This is a genomic window from Mediterraneibacter sp. NSJ-151 (assembly GCF_022487435.1).
Taxonomy (GTDB): Bacteria; Bacillota; Clostridia; order Lachnospirales; family Lachnospiraceae; genus Schaedlerella; species Schaedlerella hominis.
Map to the genome: position 1 here is coordinate 56642 of NZ_JAKVPP010000001.1, position 16709 is coordinate 73350.

Below are 16709 nucleotides of genomic sequence, written 5' to 3' on the forward strand. Positions count from 1 at the left end.
ATACAGTAAGTTGAAAATACTAATATGGTCTTTTTTCTAACCAAACTTTAAGATAACATCTAATTCCAACATATGCGCCCTGCGAAAGTACGAAAAGCAATAGAAGATTTACTGACAGTACTTTTTTGATTGATTCTCCAAAATAAATGACAATAGCAACACTTGTCAGTATCATTAGTAGAGTAATAACATCCCAACAGTTTTTCTTATATAATTCTATAACCTTTATTTCTATCAGTATCGCCAGCATCCCTGTTCCTGCCATACATATTCCTACAATCAATATTAGCAATAACCAATATACCATTCCGGCTATAAAAGCATTTGGAATTTTTGTACTAATCTGTGCCGCAGAATGCCCGGCATCAATCGTCCATCCGACAAAGGTTTGTATGAATGATGCTAAATCATTGAAGAATGATTTACAATCGACAAGGAACATATCTGACTGTACTGCCTGAAAAAGAGTGGTTGTCAACGAATACCATGCAAGAAGGAACAAGGTTGTTTGGAACATTACCGTTTTTGCTTTATACTGTCCTGCAAGTCGCTCTTTTTGTGTTTCGTATTTTGCTTTTGCATTCTGATAGGCTGTCCGGTTACAGGCTTCACATTTTTCATAGAGTACCGGCTTTTCTACCGGTATTTCTACGATTTTCTGATGTGTCCGGGCATAATCCCGTTCCTGTGTTAAATAGCATATTTTATCTTGACATTCCTCTATCATGACGTTTGCGCTTCGCAACTTCTCTTTCTCGATCCGCAATGCTCTGTCTGCCAGCTTCAAGTCGTTCTTTAATGCTTGAATATTCCCGGCTCTGTTCTCTTTGTTTAATTTCTCGTTCAAGGTCAGAGATTCGCTGAGCTGCGTCTTCAGTTCCACGATAAGCTGTTCTTTCTGTTCTAGTTCTTCTTGTATCTCCTCGGTCAAGAGCAGAAGTTCTTCCAACTGTTCGGCGTTCTTTGATTCTCTGGATTCGTTCATCTATATCACGTCCTTTCTCTATCTGCTGTTCCAGTTCAGCAATTCGGTGTTCTGTTTCAGTAATAAACTGTTTTCGCTGTTCAGCTTCTGTGCCAATTTCTGCCATTGCTGATTTTCGTTTTCCAAAAGCTCTATCTTCGTTTTCTGTTCTTCCATCTTGGAAAGCAGTTCCTCGGTATTTGGCAAAATGTTGAGCAGCTCGGTTAACTCGTTGTTTAATTTTTGTAATTTCTGATTCTGTTTTTGCATAAGAGAGAGTTGAGTGTCCCGGTTCTGCATTTCCAGAATCATTTCTGCCATTAGGTTCTGCTGTTCTTCGATTTGACCAATCATGGATTCCATTAAGGGTATAATTTCCCGGCTTTCTTCTAATGTCATTTAATCGCTCCTTCCATAATGATAATGCACCCGATACTTTCCCAAAGGTGTTTAGTATCTTTTGCAATAACGTGTTTTGTTGTTTTATGATTTGATTTTCCGCTACTTTCCACGAGCCTTTTATTTCCTGCCCGGCAAAAAACTTTTGTTCAATCTTTCTTGCGTCAGCTCCTTCATGGATGGTAGGAATCTGGAGTTTTCCCTGCTTTTCATAAGAACGATGATCAACTTGATTATGCAAAGGCAGATGTTCATTACATACCTTTGCCCATTCACTCCGCCACAGTTCACAATTTTTTGGATTGTTCCATCCAGTAGCATCGGTCAGCACCCGTTTCCATTGCAGGCGGTTTCTTGCTCCAATCTTCTGAATTCCGTTTTCGTCTAATACAGGGATACGGATTCCATGACGGTCAGGGTTTTTCTTATCCTGCCACCAGTTCGGATGGGATTCATCAATCACGATATTTCCGTTTTTATCTCTGACAAAATCCCAATCCTTGACTTCTTTCTTTCCCCAAGAATGATCCGGGTTAAAAGGACGCATAGTTAGAAGCAGATGGACATGGGGGTTGCCATCCCCTTTGTCGTGGATACTCCAATCAGCGCACATTCCTCTATCTACAAAAGTTTTTTGGATATAGTCGGTTGTATATTGAATTTGTTCCTGTCTGCTCCATTCTTTGGGGAGGGCAAATTCAAATGACCTGCCAAGTTGGGCATCTGCATTTTTTTCAATCTTCAATACCTCATTCCATAACCTCTGTTTTTGAAATGTGATTTTAAATTTTTTTATAGCAGCTTCTTTATCTTCTGACCTTTTGTATCGGACAGACTTTTGAAAGCGTTTTATATTTTCCTCTGGTACTATCTGCCATTCAGAAGGTGCGTTTTCGCACATCATCAGACTGGTGTAGACCACTTCTTTTTTAGAAGTGTAATAACTGATACTCCCGGTTTCTTCGTTTTTCATCACATCCCCATTGAGATATGCAGAAGCGGAGATAACAGATTTTCCTTTACTTCGTCCGACTATTTTGATTGTGTAATGAAAAATCGCCATGTCTGGATTCCTCCTTTCTGCACATCCGGCATAGATTTCCGGCAACATTGCTTTCAATTTTAGAAAAAGCAGCATTGCCGGAACGCCCTCTGCGTAAGAGTGCCCTGCGCATAGCAGTCTGCATGGAATGCGCCCCTCTGGCGAAGAGTGCCTCCTGCGGCATGAGCAGGTCTGGCTGAAAGCCCCGCCGACGGAACGAGCCCGGCAAGCGTGAGCGCAGACCGGTTGCCACTTGTGGCAAACTTATTGGGACGACCTCTGGTTGTCCATAAGTGCGCCCTTCATGAAAAAGCAATGAAGGGAATGAAAAACTCATCCCCTCCGCCATTACACTTCCTCCATATCGGTATTGGCTTCTTTCTGCATTGCCTTTGAGAAAAACTTCCCATTGGCTTCCTGCCTTTTCAGAAAACCAATCAGCTTTGGGATGTCTTCCTCCTCAATAGGTGCACCAAGAACGGATTCCACTGCACCGCCAATCTGACAGAGCCTATGGGTTCGTTTTTTACTTTCTTCGGCTTTCTTTCGTTTCAGAAGTTCTTTCTTCTGTGTTGCATATCTTTTCGCCTTTTCAAGGCTTTCCTGTTCCTTCTTTTCCATTTCAAGCATTCGTTCTTCATAACTTTTTGTTGATTTTGCCATGATTACATTCCCCTTTCTTTTGCAAACATAAGTTCTCGGTTGCGTATCAGAAGAAGCACATGGTATAATCTTCTTGCGTGTAGGTATATCATGGCTTCGGTCTGATAGAACCTTTGGCGGTTTCTTTGGAAGCCGCCTTTTTAATTTGCCGCAGTTCTTGTTACGGCTTTTACATTTCCTCTATCCCTCAAATCACGACCTTCATTCGCTTCCATAAACATTTCCAGAATATCGGTTTTAATCAGGACTTTGCGACCAACCTTTAATACTGGAAGTTTCTTCCATTCTACAAGCTGTCTTAAGGTATTTCTGCCGATTCCCGTATAATCAGCAGCTTCTTCGATGGATAATGCAATTTTTCTTTGCGTCATATAATCACCTCCTTATAAATTGCATTATGCAATTCTTGTGATGTAAGTATATCCTTTCCAAATCTTTTTGTCAAGCGTTACGAAATATTAAAAATAATTTTTATATTGCATATTGCAATTTCAGAAAAACAATGCTATAATTCATACATACCGAAAAAGGAGGCAGTCAGCATGAAAGATAAAGAACTACGCAAGCTGATAGGCAGCAGAATAAAACAGCGCCGTCTGGAATTGAATCTGACACAGCCTTATGTCGCAGAAAAGATGGGTGTTACCGCTTCTACAATCCTGCGTTATGAGAATGGTTCGATTGACAATACGAAAAAAATGGTGCTGGAAGGTCTTTCGGAAGCACTCCATGTATCCGTGGAATGGCTCAAAGGGGAAACAGATGAATATGAAACCGACATTACGGATAAGAGAGAATTACAGATTCGTGATGCGATGGGAGATATTCTGGAACAGTTACCGCTTGCCCTTACCAAAGAAGAAGATGCTTTTTCAAAAGATTTATTACTGCTGATGTTAAAACAATATGGTCTGTTTTTGGATTCCTTCCAGTTCGCCTGCAAAAACTTCAAGGGAAATGCTGGTCAGACGGATATTGCCAAAACAATAGGGTTTGAATCGAATGATGAATATAATGAGATTATGTTCTTAAGGGAAATCACTCCTACCATCAATGCTTTTAATGAGATGGCAGACATTGTAAGGCTCTATTCCAAGAAACAAAAAACAGCAGAACAAAGGCTTGCAAATCTTTTATCAGAAGTCTTATACGAAGATTCCGAATCGGTATAGTAAGACAACCGGAGTTATGATATACTTACACGCACGAAGCATTTCATCAGTTCCGATTGTCTAATATCGAAAGGAGACATACGATTATGGCAAAAGGATCTGTAAGAAAAAAAGGAAAGAAATGGTACTACCGCTTCTATGTAGAGGACGCAAGCGGCAATCTTGTTCAGAAAGAATGCGTTGGAACAGAAAGCAAAAGTGGAACTGAAAAGCTGCTCCGTCAGGCAATGGATGATTATGAGAAAAAGAAATTTGTTGCCAAAGCGGAAAATCTCACAGTCGGACAACTTCTGGATGTGTGGGCAGAGGAGGAATTAAAAACAGGTACGCTCAGCAATGGTACGGTGGAGAATTACCTCGGAACAATCCGAAATATTAAGAAACACCCATTGGCAGAACGGAAACTGAAAAATGTAACCTCTGAACATTTGCAATCCTTTTTTGATTTGCTTTCCTTCGGGGGAGTTCATCCCGACGGAAAAGAGAGAAAGGGTTACAGCAAAGATTACATCCATTCTTTTTCCGCAGTCATGCAGCAGTCCTTCCGCTTTGCAGTATTTCCAAAACAGTATATTACGTTTAATCCCATGCAGTATATTAAACTGCGGTATCAGACGGATGAAGTTGATTTGTTTTCAGACGAGGACATGGACGGAAATATCCAACCAATTTCACGAGAAGATTATGAAAGATTGCTTGCTTATCTGAAAAAAAAGAACCCAGCCGCAATACTTCCAATCCAGATAGCCTATTATGCCGGGCTTCGTATTGGAGAAGCCTGCGGTTTGGCGTGGCAGGACGTAAATCTGGAAGAACAATGCCTTACCATAAGACGTAGCATCCGATACGATGGCTCAAAGCGCAAATATATCATCGGACCAACCAAGCGGAAAAAAGTGAGGATTGTTGATTTTGGAGATACGCTGGTAGAGATTTTCCGTAATGCCCGGAAAGAGCAGTTAAAAAATCGAATGCAGTACGGAGAACTTTATCACACGAACTACTACAAAGCGGTCAAAGAGAAAAACAGAGTGTACTACGAATATTATTGCTTAGACAGAACAGAGGAAGTCCCGGCAGATTATAAAGAAATTTCTTTCGTCTGTTTAAGACCGGATGGTTGTCTGGAACTTCCAACTACTTTGGGGACTGTTTGCAGAAAGGTGGCAAAAACATTAGAGGGATTTGAAGGCTTTCATTTCCACCAGTTACGTCACACCTATACAAGCAACCTTTTAGCAAATGGAGCTGCCCCAAAAGATGTGCAGGAACTGTTAGGACACTCAGATGTAAGTACCACAATGAATGTCTATGCTCACTCCACAAGAGATGCTAAACGAAAATCAGTTAGGCTTCTTGATAAAGTGGTAGGCAATGATTAAAAAAATTCCCTTATTTCCCTTGTGATTATCTCATAAGGGTAAAAATAAGGGAAACTACATATCATTTCACTAATGGACAGGCGGGAAAGCCTATAAAATGGGGAAAGTTAGAGAGATAATTATATAAATTCCAGTTTGCAGAACTGACCCAAAAGAGCTCGAAGGAGCTCTTTTTCCTTTTTTATAATAGTATCATTATGGTATAATAGAGACATTAAAATCGGAAGTTGTTTAATGGAGAATATATGAAGAAGAGAATAATCTTATAACGAAAGGACTATAATTCATGAGTAGAATACTTTTGGTGGAAGATGACACAATGATTGCTTCGGGGATTCTGTATGCACTTGAGACAGAAGGTTATGAAACAAATCATGCCACAGGTATAAAAGATGCCGGAAGTTTAATTGAACATTATAATTTTGACCTGGCAATTATAGATATGCAGCTTCCGGATGGAACTGGATTTGATGTAAGTGAGATATTCAAAAATAATGCTACATCTGTGATTTTCCTGACAGTTGTGGATGATGAAAATACAATTGTGAGGGCATTTGATGAAGGAGCACAGGATTATATTGTAAAACCTTTCAGAATTCGAGAACTTTTGGCGAGAGTTCGGCGCATTTTATCTGTCAATATCAAAAATGGAGAGAAGGATAACATAATCTATATGGGTCATGCAGCCATCCATACAGATGAGGCAAAAGTTTATGTGAATGATAAAATCATAGAACTTACAGCATTGGAATATCGGTTGCTGCTTATTTTTGCGAGTAATAAAGGAATCCTTTTGACAAGGCAGCAGATTCTTGACAAAATATGGGACGCAGACGGCAACTTTGTTGAGGATAATACACTTACCGTTTATGTGAAACGGCTGCGGGAGAAACTTGGAGAGGCAATACACATTGAGACTGTGAGAGGAATGGGATATCGTGTGGATTAAGAAAAAAGAGATAGAACAGTTGTCGGAGTTTGTGAAAGGCTATAGTTCCGGCGAGGAACTGGATATTCGAGTGAATAAGGAAGGCTCTTTTAACATATTAAAAAATGATATTTATGCTCTTGTGAACACGAAAAATGAACAGATAAAGGCAGTTGAGGCAGAAAGAGACAGTCTCTCTGATTATATGGCAGATATTTCCCATCAGTTAAAAACACCGATTACTTCCATGATGATTATGGCAGATTTACTGGAGGATGCAGAGCCGGAAAAACAGGAAGAGTTCATTCATAACATTCAGGTTTCGCTAAACAAAATGGAGTGGCTTGTAGGGGCACTTCTTAAGATGGCAAAGCTTGATGCCCATGCAATTGATTTTATCAAAAATGACATCCGCACGTCAGAACTTTTAGAGGCGGTAAAACCATCGGTGGAAATCCTATTGGATATCCACAATCTGACCATAGAGCTGAAACAGGATTGCATCATACATTGTGATAAACGCTGGACCACAGAAGTACTTACGAACATTATCAAAAATGCGATCGAATATTCACCGGATGGAAGTGTGATTGAGATTGACAGCGGAGAAAATCCCATGTATAGCTGGATTTCAGTTAAGGACAGCGGTATGGGAATGGACAAAACAGAGTATGCTGCTCTTTTTAAACGGTTTGAAAATTCTACCAATGAAAATGGATTTGGAATCGGGATGCCGCTTGCACTCTCTATTCTGAAAGGACAGGGTGGCGACATTGATGTTGATTTTGGAGGCAGGGGAGAGGGAACGACTTTTATTTTAAAATTTTTCAAGTGATATCATTTATGCTGGAAGACCAGGAATTGTTTCTAAGTGACAAAATTGTCACAATAATAATTTATTTTGTCACGGAACAGTCATTTTGCATTGCTAGGATGGTATTTGAAAAAAGGAGTAAAATTCTCTCCTCACAAAAGGTTCGGATTTTACTCCGCAAAACAAGGAGAAATGCAATGGCTGTTTTAGAAGTGAAGGAATTAACAAAGAAATATGGTGAAGGCGAATCGGAAGTGATTGCGCTTGATCATGTGTCTTTTTCGGTAGAAAGAGGAGAATTTGTTGCAATCATCGGAGCATCCGGTTCCGGGAAATCGACACTTATGAATATGATTGGCGGAATTGATTATCCAACAAGCGGTTCTATTATCATTGATGGAAATGAGATACAAGCAATGAGTGAGGATGAACTTGCAATTTTCCGAAGAAGAAATCTGGGAATTGTTTATCAGTTTTATAATCTGATACCCACTCTTACTGCGGAGGAAAATATTGCGCTGCCATGGAAATTAGATGGAAGAAAAGAGAATAAGGAACGGCTTTCTGAGATTGTGAATATGCTGGGGCTTGAGAAAAGGGCAAAACATTTGCCAGGACAAATGTCAGGAGGTCAGCAGCAAAGAGTATCCATAGGAAGGGCACTTATAAACGAGCCGGCATTTATTCTTGCAGATGAGCCGACGGGAAATCTTGATAGTAAAACAAGCAGAGAGATTCTAGATATTTTGAAGTTCACCAATCAGAAATATAAGCAGACGATTCTTCTTGTCACACATGACGAAAAGATAGCACTGCAAGCGAACCGAATCATCACGATCGGAGATGGAAAAATCATAAAAGACGAGGTGATGAAGTAATGAAAATAACAGCACAACTCGCCTTAAGCCAGATGAAAGTGAATAAAAAAAGAACGATTGCAGGAATTTTTGCAATCGCACTTGCAACATCACTTATTACAACTGTAATGTGCTTTGTGACAAGCGCAAATAAGATGCTTACGGATTTCCTTGGTTCGGATTATGGAGAATATGGAGGAGCATACTCTCTCATGCTTGCAATACCGGCACTGCTTTTAGGTCTTCTTATTGCAGCAATGTCAATTACTGTAATATCCAATATATTTTCTGCTAGTGCCAATAGGCGGATTCAGGAGTTTGGTATTTTAAAATGTGTTGGTGCAACAGGCAGACAGATAAGGGCAAGTGTTATCTATGAGAGTTTATGGCTTAGTCTGACAGCCATCCCGCTTGGACTCATTGCAGGAACTATACTTGGTTATATTAGTGTGAAATTTACAGGACATTTTATTTCCGATATCAATGATGCTGCAAAAAAAATTATTATGAGACCTTTTATCTTTTCCCTGCCCTTTCATATATCTGTGTGGACATATTTGTTTGCAGGTGTATTTTCGTTTTGCATTGTATTATTCTCTGCATACAGACCAGCTAAAAAGGTTGGTAAATTTACTGCTATCCAGTGTGTAAAAGGGATTGGAGCAGGTACAGTTTTGAAAGAGATCCAAGTAAAAGACAGCTTTATCCAAAAAATATTTGGATGTGAGTCTGCAATTGCCTATAAAAACATGAAAAGAAACAAATACGGCTATAAGGCAACGATACGTGCATTGTCACTTGGTATTTTACTTTTTCTGTTAACCGGAGGATTATCCGGTCAGGCAAAGGAATTCCAAGAATGGATGACACCAAAATCAAAAGAAATGATGGTGGATTATTCTTCCAATTACGATATCGAGGTAAATGCGAAAACAGGGAAAGAAGAGAGAAAAATCAGCCGACCTGTTACATCAGACCAATATAATGAAATCACACAAAAGCTGGAAAAGTACGGGATAGACGTATATGGTGTTGGAGCAGATACTTTTACATACAATGCGCTATTAGATAAAAATACATTAACAGAGGATATGCTACAGGTTCCGAAATTTTCTGATGATAATGGGGAAACAAGGACAGAAATCGTGTCCGTTGATGATGAACTCTATAAAAAACTGTGTGACAGGGCAGGCGCAGAATATGGAAGTATCCTTTTGCTGAACACTTACCAATATAATGACAATGGAGAGTATGTGTCGATAAAACCTTTTAAAGATGATGTGACACAGATTTCCCTGATAAACGCAGCCAATGAGAAGAACACACTTACAATTGGAGGTATTTTAGAACAGTCCGATTTAAAGGAATATGGTTTTGGGGAAAAGACACCATATCCGGTCAGAATTGTCGTACCTGATGCGGATGCGAGGTATTTTGACTGGTTTAGTATGCCATCAGATGAAGATGATTATACAGAATATGCCAGAAGTGTCATGGATGAATATTTTCCGATTGTGGCAGAGGATTCTTATGTAGAGCAGGGATATACCGTGAGAATTGCCCGCACAGATGCTATGGTTAAAATGCTCAATATAGCTATAGTTCTTGCTGAAATTGTGATGTATGGTTTTGTTATCCTGCTCGTTCTCATGGGATTTACAAGTGTAATTAGTACGCTGACGACAAATATCAGAATCAGAAGCCGTGAGTTTGCTGTGTTAAAGAGTGTTGGAATGACAAATAAATCACTTTGCAGGATGTTATATAGTGAAAGTATTTTTTGCGTTCTAAATGCACTTGTTCCGGGAGTTATACTTGGAATTGCAATTCCATTTTTAATTAATTTATCCATTCGGAAGGCTTTCCCGGTATTGTATCATATTCCGTGGGCGGCATTATTTGGTGGTATATTTGTTTTGATAGGAATTGTGTTTTTTATCACACGAACTGAAATTCACAAGTTAAGAGATAAAAGTATTATTGATGAAATAAGAATGGATATTGTATAAATGTCAATGCTGTTGTGGTACATGTTGTATAAATGGTATTCATGTTGTGTCTCCTTTAAATCCAAAAAAATATAGAAGCATTTCAATCAGTTCACCATGTCGTTTTTATTTTGTATTATACTGTTTTATAGGATTTTCTTTGTCTCCGCTGCCGCTTCGGTCGGCACAGAGCAGATGTCCACTGGACATCTTGTGCCCTTGTATTTTCCCTTATCAGAGTTCGTAAATCCATATGGGAAGATATAACATAAGGGAAAGTCTAAGGGAAAGCTCACCTGTGACAAACTTAGTGTTTTCAAGGGCTTGAGAGATATTTGATAATAAAATATAACAGTTATTAAATCCCTTTGAATATATGAAATCTCAATTCCAGTTTTTGAAACTGAGAAATTGGTATTTTAAGAGGAGGTATGTATTATGAATATAGGATTTTGGTCATGTATAATTTTGGTTATACCATTTGTAATTATAGGTGTGTTATTTGCGATTTTTAAGGAAAAAGCAACTAAATTTGTTTCAGGATTTAATTCATTTTCTAAAGAAGAACAGGCAATGTATGATAAAGCTCAGATCTCTCGTGATATAAGAAATCAGTGCTTCATATGGACTGTTATAATGTTAGCAGGAGCGACATTATCCTGCTTTTTAACCCCATATATGGCTATACCAACCTATATTATTTGGTTAGTTCTGTTTTTTAGAGAAGTCCACTTTGATAATCATAAAGCGTTTAAAAAATATTTATTAAAATAAATTATTGTTTGCAGGAGATTCTTATTTATGAAAAAAGGGATAAACAAATCAATCTTATTTTACATTGCATCAGTTCTGTTTTTCATAGCGTCAGCTATTGGCTTTACGAGTGGAAATGAAAGTTCTATGGCTATAGTATGGTTATGTCTTGGTTCTTCATTTCTTTGCTTGGGTTCGACTCATAAGAAAAAGGAAAACAATACAGATGATAAATAATTTCCTGCTTGTATTGTTGGAAAATCGGAATTCATCGAGTCCTTTTGTGATTTGCAACTGCTGGTTGACAGATTTACAGCCTGAAATGGTGGAATGCAAACAGCAAAACTGTTATATTTAGCTCATAAAATCTGCAAAAGGAGGAAAAAATGATTTTAGCTGATAAGATTACAGAGGAAAGAAAAAAGAATGGATGGTCACAGGAAGAACTAGCCAATCAGTTGGGCGTATCCAGACAGGCAGTATCTAAGTGGGAAAGTGCAGGAGCTGTTCCAGATTTGCAAAGAATTTTACAGATGTCGGAGCTATTTGGTGTTAGTACAGATTACCTATTAAAAGATGAAATGAAAGCAGAAAATATCACCTATCACGAAAGTACTGAAAGCTATGCAGAACCGTTGAAAAAAGTAACTATGGAGAATGCAAATGAATTTCTTGACATGAAAAGAAATGGATCCAAAGTAATGGCAAACGCAACAAGTATGTGTATCTCAAGTCCAATATTATTGATTGTTCTTGTGACAATGGCAGAAGATGGCGTATTTCATGTTTCGGAATCTCTGGCAACAGTATTTGGATGTGTTTTTTTGCTTGGAATGGTTGCGGCAGCCGTCTTTTTGTTTATTACATATGGAATGCGTGAATCACATATGGAACATTTTGAAAAAGAATGTTTTGGAACAGAGTATGGTGTATCTGGAATGGTACGAGAAAAAAAAGATTCCTATGAACCAATTTTTATCAGAGGAACAGCTGTTGGGGTAGTGCTTTGTATACTGGCAGTGATTCCGACAATTATTGTCGGATCCATGGAAGCGTCTGACTATTACTGTGGTCTTTCCGTTGGATTACTGCTATTCATACTTGCAATAGGAGTGAATCTGTTGGTTCGTGTTGGGATGGTAAAAAGCAGTTACGATACCCTTCTTCAGGAAGGCGAATATACAAAAGAAGAAAAATTGTTTAAGAAAAAGACTGACACGTTTTCTGGTGTATATTGGTGCTTGACTACAGCGATTTACCTTGCATGGAGCTTCTGGACGATGAGCTGGGATATTACATGGATTGTATGGCCGGTTGCAGGTGTTTTGTTTGCAGCATTGCTTGGTGTGGTGAAAATGGTGTTAAAGAATGGTAGTGAAACTCAGCACTATATTTAAGATGAAGTTAAGTTTTTTTCGCATATTATACGCATCCAGAAATTCAAGTTTGTTGAACTGAATCCGAAAAGCATTAGGGCGCAGAGGAGATAGAATCCTTTGCGTAAAAGACTAACAAACATATTTAATGAAACATCGGAACCATCTTCTTTTTGTTGTCTACCTATAATAACGATTGGAGTAATCGATTATAGACACTGCAATCAAAAAAATCTGAAAATATATTTATCAACATTACATAAAAGTGTGTAGATGCACATAAAATGGGAATACATATTGAAATTCAGGTCGTTCTGTGATAGAATTTCATTACTAAAAAGTGTGTAGATGCACGGAAATGGGGAGTATAACGATGGAGATTAAAAGAGACGCTTACCTACAGCAGCTGATCGAGCGAAAAGATAATGGAATGATAAAGGTGATTACCGGCATTCGTAGATGTGGCAAATCCTTTTTGCTGTTTACCATCTTTAAGAGATACTTACTGGAGAACGGCGTTGATGTTGATCATATTATTGAAATTGCATTGGATGGTATTGAGAACGAGGAATTAAGAGATCCCAAGGTATGCTTCAAGTACATCAAGGATGCCATGAAAGACGACGGGAAGTATTATCTCTTTTTGGATGAAGTGCAGTTCATGCCACGATTTGAGGAAGTGCTGAACAGCCTGCTCCGCATGAGCAATATTGATGTGTATGTCACCGGAAGTAATTCCAAGTTCCTGTCCAGCGACATTGTGACCGAATTCCGTGGCAGAGGTGATGAGATTAGAATCTATCCTCTCTCCTTTGCAGAGTTTTATTCTGTCTATGACGGCGATTATGATGATGCCTGGGATGACTACATAATCTACGGAGGATTGCCGCAGATCGTAAGTTTCCAGAGCGAACGACAGAAAGCGGACTATCTGAAGAACATCTTTGCAAATGTCTATCTGAAGGATGTTATTGAAAGAAATAAGATTCAGAACGTGGATGAGATTGGGATTCTGGTTGATGTGCTTGCATCTGCAATCGGCGCACCGACCAACCCTTCAAAGATTGCCAATACCTTTGCCAGTGAGCGCCAGATGACTTATGCTAATAAAACCATCTCCAAGCATATCGACCATTTGACAGATGCCTTTTTGATTTCCAAGGCAAGCAGATACGATATTAAGGGCAGAAAGTATATCGGTGCAAATCTGAAATACTACTTTACTGATCTGGGACTGAGAAATGCACGTCTGAATTTCAGACAGCAGGAGCCTACTCATATCATGGAGAACATTGTTTATAACGAGTTGCTGATCCGTGGCTACAATGTTGATGTGGGTGTCGTGGATATCTTCGATAAGGATAAAGAGGGCAAACGTGTTCGCAAGCAGTTGGAGGTTGACTTTGTGGTGAATCAAGGAAACCAGAGATACTATATCCAGGTTGCATATGACATGACTTCGGAAGAAAAACAGACGCAGGAGTTCAATTCTCTGCGTAATATCCCGGACTCTTTCAAGAAGATCGTCATTGTAAATGGCAGCAAAAAGCCTTGGAGAAATGATGAAGGTTTTGTCATCATGGGAATGAAGTATTTCTTGCTGAATGCGAATAGTCTGGAATTTTAAGTCGATTTGAGTTGTTGCTGTGGTGTTGTTCTATTTCAAAAAAGAGTGAAATGATATAAATAAGGCCACGGCTGATTTCATGTTGGAACAGCCGTGGCTCAGTTTATCTCAGTCGAGAAGACTCCCACCTCTTTCAGGTGGTGAGTAACAGCAAATTTGTCTCAGTGGGAGTCCAATCTCCGACTGAGATAAATGCTCCGCGAGGATGCGCAGTGATTCTGTAAAGAATGTGTCAGCTTACGCTGCCCAGAATCACGCGCCAAGTCTCGCGGATGCTCGACTTGAATTTTTTATCCGTACAAACGAGACTGTTCCGCAGATTATGTAGAACAGACAGAGTATGACTCCGATAGTGAGAACATACGAGAATAAAGATGAAGTTAAGAACGAGATAAACAAAAGTTTGTTGAATTAAAAATGAAATAAAATTCCAGTAATCATAGAGTGTATGGATTCAATTCCATATGCTCTTTTTCTTTACTGAAAAATCTAATGTTACGAGTTTCTTACGAGTGGTATTTAAAAAACACGCAAGAAAACTCGTAAGAAAAAAAGTAAAAAAATTTGCTTTTGACCACTGTAAAACATGCTCTGAGCGTTTCGTTATATGAAGGGATAATTTTTCTTTCATATTTCAAAGAAAAGAGGATAAAGAAATGTCAGAAAAAAGATGTTATACAGTTCAAGAGTTACAGGAAATCTTAGGAGTCAGCAGACCTACTATTTATAACCTTTTGAAGAAAAAGGAATTCCGGTGGATCCAGTTGGATGGCGGAAAGTATCGCATCTCTAAGAAGAATTTTGATGACTGGCTCGATAACTTAGAACAGTAAAAAACAGGGTGTTGATCAGGCAGATTTTGTCTGCAATCGACATCCTAAATTTTTATCTGGATTTGAGATATGATATAAGAAAAAACACTAACTCTAAAAAAGACAGGAAGTGAAGAATAAATGGCAACAGCAATTATGAAACAAAAAGAAGTTCCGGAAATGGACGATGTTGAAGAAATCATTTCGAAGATATCAGAAGAAAGTCCTTACAAACGGCGTCCAACACAAAAGAAAACCGGGATGACAGTGCCGGAAATGGGAAAGCTGCTGGGATTAAAAAAGACCGATCGATATTGGCTGGTGCATAAAAATGTTTTTGAATTAAAAGAGATTGCAGGAAAGAAAAGGATCACAAAAGAGAGTTTTCAAAAATTCCTGGAAGGTCAGGACCGTTATAAGCTGGATCCATCGAATGATTATGAAGAACTTGCACAGGAACAGAATATTGCCCTGGCTAATTTCCGGCGGAAGAAATTATCACAAACCGGAATACGAGGAAGCAATGGAAATATAAAATATCTTACTTTTGATGAAGCTTCCTATCTGGCAAAGGTCAGCAGAAGCATGATCAACAAGTGGGCGGATAAAGGAAAGTTCACAGTAATAAAAGTTGGCAGTCGAGTAAGGATCTGTCGGGATGAATTTGAGGACTGGATGGAACAAAGAGATTTGGAAAGGAGCATGCGATAATATGGCATCAATAAGAGAACGAAACGGAAAATTCAATGTAATCTATTCTTATACAAATGAAAAAGGTGAGAGAAAACAGAAATGGGAAACCTATGAAACAAAAGCCGAAGCAAAGAGAAGAAAAAAAGAAATTGAATATAAAAAAGAGATGGGATCATTTGTCGTCCGTAAATGCAAAACACTGGACGAGCTTATTACAGAATATGTTGCACTTTATGGCAAAGAAAACTGGGCGCTTTCTACATATGAAGGAAATGTCTCTCTTATCAATAACTATATTCTTCCGATCATTGGTGATACGAAACTCTCAGAGATCAATACCCGTTTCATCGAAAGATATTATCAGAGTCTTTTGAAGAGACGTGCAGTTATCAATCCATTAAATAAAACCAGTCGAAATGAATTTGTATCGTCCAGTACGGTCAGGGATGTTAATAAGCTGCTTAGAAACTGTTTTGAACAGGCAGTGAAATGGGAACTGATGGAGAAGAATCCCTGTACTCATGCGACTGTACCAAAGCATAAATCACAAAAAAGAGACATCTGGACAGCGGATACATTGATGTATGCACTCAGTGTCTGTGAAGATGAACGATTAAAGCTCGCAATTAATTTATCTTTCTCATGTTCCCTGCAAATTGGTGAGCTGCTTGGTCTTACCTGGGATTGTGTAGATATTTCTCCTGAGGCAATTGAAGAAAACCGTGCATATGTCTTCATCAACAAAGAATCACAGCGTATAAGAAAAGAATCTTTAAATGCATTGGATGGAAAAGATGTGTTGTTGGTATTTCCGACAAATCATAAGAAGAATTCTACGGTCCGTATTCTGAAAACACCGAAGACAGAAAGCAGTGTGCGTAAAATATTCTTACCGAAGAGTGTTGCTAATATGCTGGTAGACTGGAAAGCTGAGCAAGATGAAATGAAAGAAATTCTTGGTGATGAATATATGGACTATAACCTGGTTATGGCAAGTACCTTTGGGCTTCCTCTCGGAGATGGAGCAATCCGTGGTCCTTAAAAAAAACTGATCGAGGACTATAATCTCCACCGGTTGTTGGGAAATTACTATGACTCGAAAGCCACCTACGAAAAACTCTTTGATTGGACCGATGAACACAAGTTTAAAACCGGCAAATACTCTTATAAAGAGGCTGTGGTCGACAAATTGGCCACAGCCTCTCCCAGTGAATATCTGACGAAAATATCGATACAAGT

General features: G+C 38.8%; 18 protein-coding genes. 13 read left to right on the forward strand and 5 right to left on the reverse strand.

What is annotated here, in order from left to right:
- Nucleotides 1-19: 19 nt before the first annotated feature.
- From LQE94_RS00315 to LQE94_RS00335, 5 genes are all read right to left on the reverse strand, one after another.
- Nucleotides 20-727, reverse strand: coding sequence for a DUF6040 family protein (locus tag LQE94_RS00315; protein ID WP_008394183.1), 708 nt, complete (start codon nucleotides 725-727; stop codon nucleotides 20-22).
- The gene (locus LQE94_RS00320; protein WP_107029154.1) at nucleotides 705-2426 is read right to left on the reverse strand and encodes a MobA/MobL family protein; all 1722 of its coding nucleotides are present in this window, start codon (nucleotides 2424-2426) and stop codon (nucleotides 705-707) included. The genes LQE94_RS00315 and LQE94_RS00320 overlap by 23 nt, the downstream gene beginning before the upstream one ends.
- Nucleotides 2383-2754, reverse strand: a complete 372-nt coding sequence (locus LQE94_RS00325; RefSeq protein WP_044998624.1) for a hypothetical protein — start codon at nucleotides 2752-2754, stop codon at nucleotides 2383-2385. The genes LQE94_RS00320 and LQE94_RS00325 overlap by 44 nt, the downstream gene beginning before the upstream one ends.
- On the reverse strand, nucleotides 2754-3068 hold the full coding sequence (locus LQE94_RS00330) for a relaxasome subunit MobC (RefSeq protein WP_072522126.1): 315 nt from the start codon (nucleotides 3066-3068) through the stop codon (nucleotides 2754-2756). The genes LQE94_RS00325 and LQE94_RS00330 overlap by 1 nt, the downstream gene beginning before the upstream one ends.
- Nucleotides 3069-3208: 140 nt before the next feature.
- Nucleotides 3209-3439 carry a helix-turn-helix domain-containing protein gene (locus LQE94_RS00335; protein ID WP_004843519.1) on the reverse strand — a complete coding sequence of 77 codons (231 nt, stop codon included), beginning with the start codon at nucleotides 3437-3439 and terminating at the stop codon, nucleotides 3209-3211.
- Nucleotides 3440-3610: 171 nt separating this feature from the next.
- Between LQE94_RS00335 and LQE94_RS00340 the strand changes: the two genes are divergently transcribed.
- From LQE94_RS00340 to LQE94_RS00400, 13 genes are all read left to right on the forward strand, one after another.
- On the forward strand, nucleotides 3611-4240 hold the full coding sequence (locus tag LQE94_RS00340; protein ID WP_008369918.1) for a helix-turn-helix domain-containing protein: 630 nt from the start codon (nucleotides 3611-3613) through the stop codon (nucleotides 4238-4240).
- An 86-nt stretch (nucleotides 4241-4326) separates the two neighbouring features.
- On the forward strand, nucleotides 4327-5622 hold the full coding sequence (locus LQE94_RS00345) for a tyrosine-type recombinase/integrase (protein WP_117593971.1): 1296 nt from the start codon (nucleotides 4327-4329) through the stop codon (nucleotides 5620-5622).
- Nucleotides 5623-5908: 286 nt separating this feature from the next.
- The gene (locus LQE94_RS00350) at nucleotides 5909-6571 is read left to right on the forward strand and encodes a response regulator transcription factor (protein ID WP_208728473.1); all 663 of its coding nucleotides are present in this window, start codon (nucleotides 5909-5911) and stop codon (nucleotides 6569-6571) included.
- A complete protein-coding gene (locus tag LQE94_RS00355) occupies nucleotides 6561-7385 on the forward strand; it encodes a sensor histidine kinase (RefSeq protein WP_240576704.1) in 825 nt (274 codons plus the stop codon). Before LQE94_RS00350 ends, LQE94_RS00355 begins: the two co-directional genes overlap by 11 nt.
- 176 nt (nucleotides 7386-7561) lie before the next feature.
- Nucleotides 7562-8242, forward strand: a complete 681-nt coding sequence (locus LQE94_RS00360) for an ABC transporter ATP-binding protein (protein ID WP_015512815.1) — start codon at nucleotides 7562-7564, stop codon at nucleotides 8240-8242.
- Nucleotides 8242-10230, forward strand: coding sequence for an ABC transporter permease (locus LQE94_RS00365; protein ID WP_240576705.1), 1989 nt, complete (start codon nucleotides 8242-8244; stop codon nucleotides 10228-10230). The genes LQE94_RS00360 and LQE94_RS00365 overlap by 1 nt, the downstream gene beginning before the upstream one ends.
- Nucleotides 10231-10647: 417 nt before the next feature.
- Nucleotides 10648-10983, forward strand: coding sequence for a DUF3784 domain-containing protein (locus LQE94_RS00370; protein WP_009319994.1), 336 nt, complete (start codon nucleotides 10648-10650; stop codon nucleotides 10981-10983).
- Nucleotides 10984-11010: 27 nt separating this feature from the next.
- Nucleotides 11011-11199 (forward strand): hypothetical protein, encoded by a 189-nt coding sequence (locus tag LQE94_RS00375; RefSeq protein WP_005342828.1) that lies wholly within the window; start codon nucleotides 11011-11013, stop codon nucleotides 11197-11199.
- Between the two features lie 149 nt (nucleotides 11200-11348).
- Nucleotides 11349-12359: a helix-turn-helix domain-containing protein gene (locus LQE94_RS00380; RefSeq protein ID WP_240576706.1), complete on the forward strand. Its 1011-nt coding sequence runs from the start codon at nucleotides 11349-11351 to the stop codon at nucleotides 12357-12359.
- A gap of 352 nt (nucleotides 12360-12711) precedes the next feature.
- The gene (locus LQE94_RS00385) at nucleotides 12712-13965 is read left to right on the forward strand and encodes an ATP-binding protein (protein ID WP_240576707.1); all 1254 of its coding nucleotides are present in this window, start codon (nucleotides 12712-12714) and stop codon (nucleotides 13963-13965) included.
- Nucleotides 13966-14621: 656 nt separating this feature from the next.
- Nucleotides 14622-14798 (forward strand): helix-turn-helix domain-containing protein, encoded by a 177-nt coding sequence (locus LQE94_RS00390; RefSeq protein ID WP_240576708.1) that lies wholly within the window; start codon nucleotides 14622-14624, stop codon nucleotides 14796-14798.
- 120 nt (nucleotides 14799-14918) lie between these two features.
- Entirely contained in the window at nucleotides 14919-15488 is a 570-nt protein-coding gene (locus LQE94_RS00395) for a helix-turn-helix domain-containing protein (protein ID WP_240576709.1), read from the forward strand.
- A gap of 1 nt (nucleotide 15489) precedes the next feature.
- On the forward strand, nucleotides 15490-16512 hold the full coding sequence (locus LQE94_RS00400) for a phage integrase SAM-like domain-containing protein (protein ID WP_240576710.1): 1023 nt from the start codon (nucleotides 15490-15492) through the stop codon (nucleotides 16510-16512).
- Nucleotides 16513-16709: the final 197 nt, after the last annotated feature.

What these genes read in the sequence shown, in the direction of transcription:
- LQE94_RS00315 (WP_008394183.1), bottom strand. Translation starts at nt 727, where the DNA reads ATGATAGAGGAATGTCAAGATAAAATATGCTATTTAACACAGGAACGG.
- LQE94_RS00320 (WP_107029154.1), bottom strand. Translation starts at nt 2,426, where the DNA reads ATGGCGATTTTTCATTACACAATCAAAATAGTCGGACGAAGTAAAGGA.
- LQE94_RS00325 (WP_044998624.1), bottom strand. Translation starts at nt 2,754, where the DNA reads ATGGCGGAGGGGATGAGTTTTTCATTCCCTTCATTGCTTTTTCATGAA.
- LQE94_RS00330 (WP_072522126.1), bottom strand. Translation starts at nt 3,068, where the DNA reads ATGGCAAAATCAACAAAAAGTTATGAAGAACGAATGCTTGAAATGGAA.
- LQE94_RS00335 (WP_004843519.1), bottom strand. Translation starts at nt 3,439, where the DNA reads ATGACGCAAAGAAAAATTGCATTATCCATCGAAGAAGCTGCTGATTAT.
- LQE94_RS00340 (WP_008369918.1), top strand. Translation starts at nt 3,611, where the DNA reads ATGAAAGATAAAGAACTACGCAAGCTGATAGGCAGCAGAATAAAACAG.
- LQE94_RS00345 (WP_117593971.1), top strand. Translation starts at nt 4,327, where the DNA reads ATGGCAAAAGGATCTGTAAGAAAAAAAGGAAAGAAATGGTACTACCGC.
- LQE94_RS00350 (WP_208728473.1), top strand. Translation starts at nt 5,909, where the DNA reads ATGAGTAGAATACTTTTGGTGGAAGATGACACAATGATTGCTTCGGGG.
- LQE94_RS00360 (WP_015512815.1), top strand. Translation starts at nt 7,562, where the DNA reads ATGGCTGTTTTAGAAGTGAAGGAATTAACAAAGAAATATGGTGAAGGC.
- LQE94_RS00365 (WP_240576705.1), top strand. Translation starts at nt 8,242, where the DNA reads ATGAAAATAACAGCACAACTCGCCTTAAGCCAGATGAAAGTGAATAAA.
- LQE94_RS00370 (WP_009319994.1), top strand. Translation starts at nt 10,648, where the DNA reads ATGAATATAGGATTTTGGTCATGTATAATTTTGGTTATACCATTTGTA.
- LQE94_RS00375 (WP_005342828.1), top strand. Translation starts at nt 11,011, where the DNA reads ATGAAAAAAGGGATAAACAAATCAATCTTATTTTACATTGCATCAGTT.
- LQE94_RS00380 (WP_240576706.1), top strand. Translation starts at nt 11,349, where the DNA reads ATGATTTTAGCTGATAAGATTACAGAGGAAAGAAAAAAGAATGGATGG.
- LQE94_RS00385 (WP_240576707.1), top strand. Translation starts at nt 12,712, where the DNA reads ATGGAGATTAAAAGAGACGCTTACCTACAGCAGCTGATCGAGCGAAAA.
- LQE94_RS00390 (WP_240576708.1), top strand. Translation starts at nt 14,622, where the DNA reads ATGTCAGAAAAAAGATGTTATACAGTTCAAGAGTTACAGGAAATCTTA.
- LQE94_RS00395 (WP_240576709.1), top strand. Translation starts at nt 14,919, where the DNA reads ATGGCAACAGCAATTATGAAACAAAAAGAAGTTCCGGAAATGGACGAT.
- LQE94_RS00400 (WP_240576710.1), top strand. Translation starts at nt 15,490, where the DNA reads ATGGCATCAATAAGAGAACGAAACGGAAAATTCAATGTAATCTATTCT.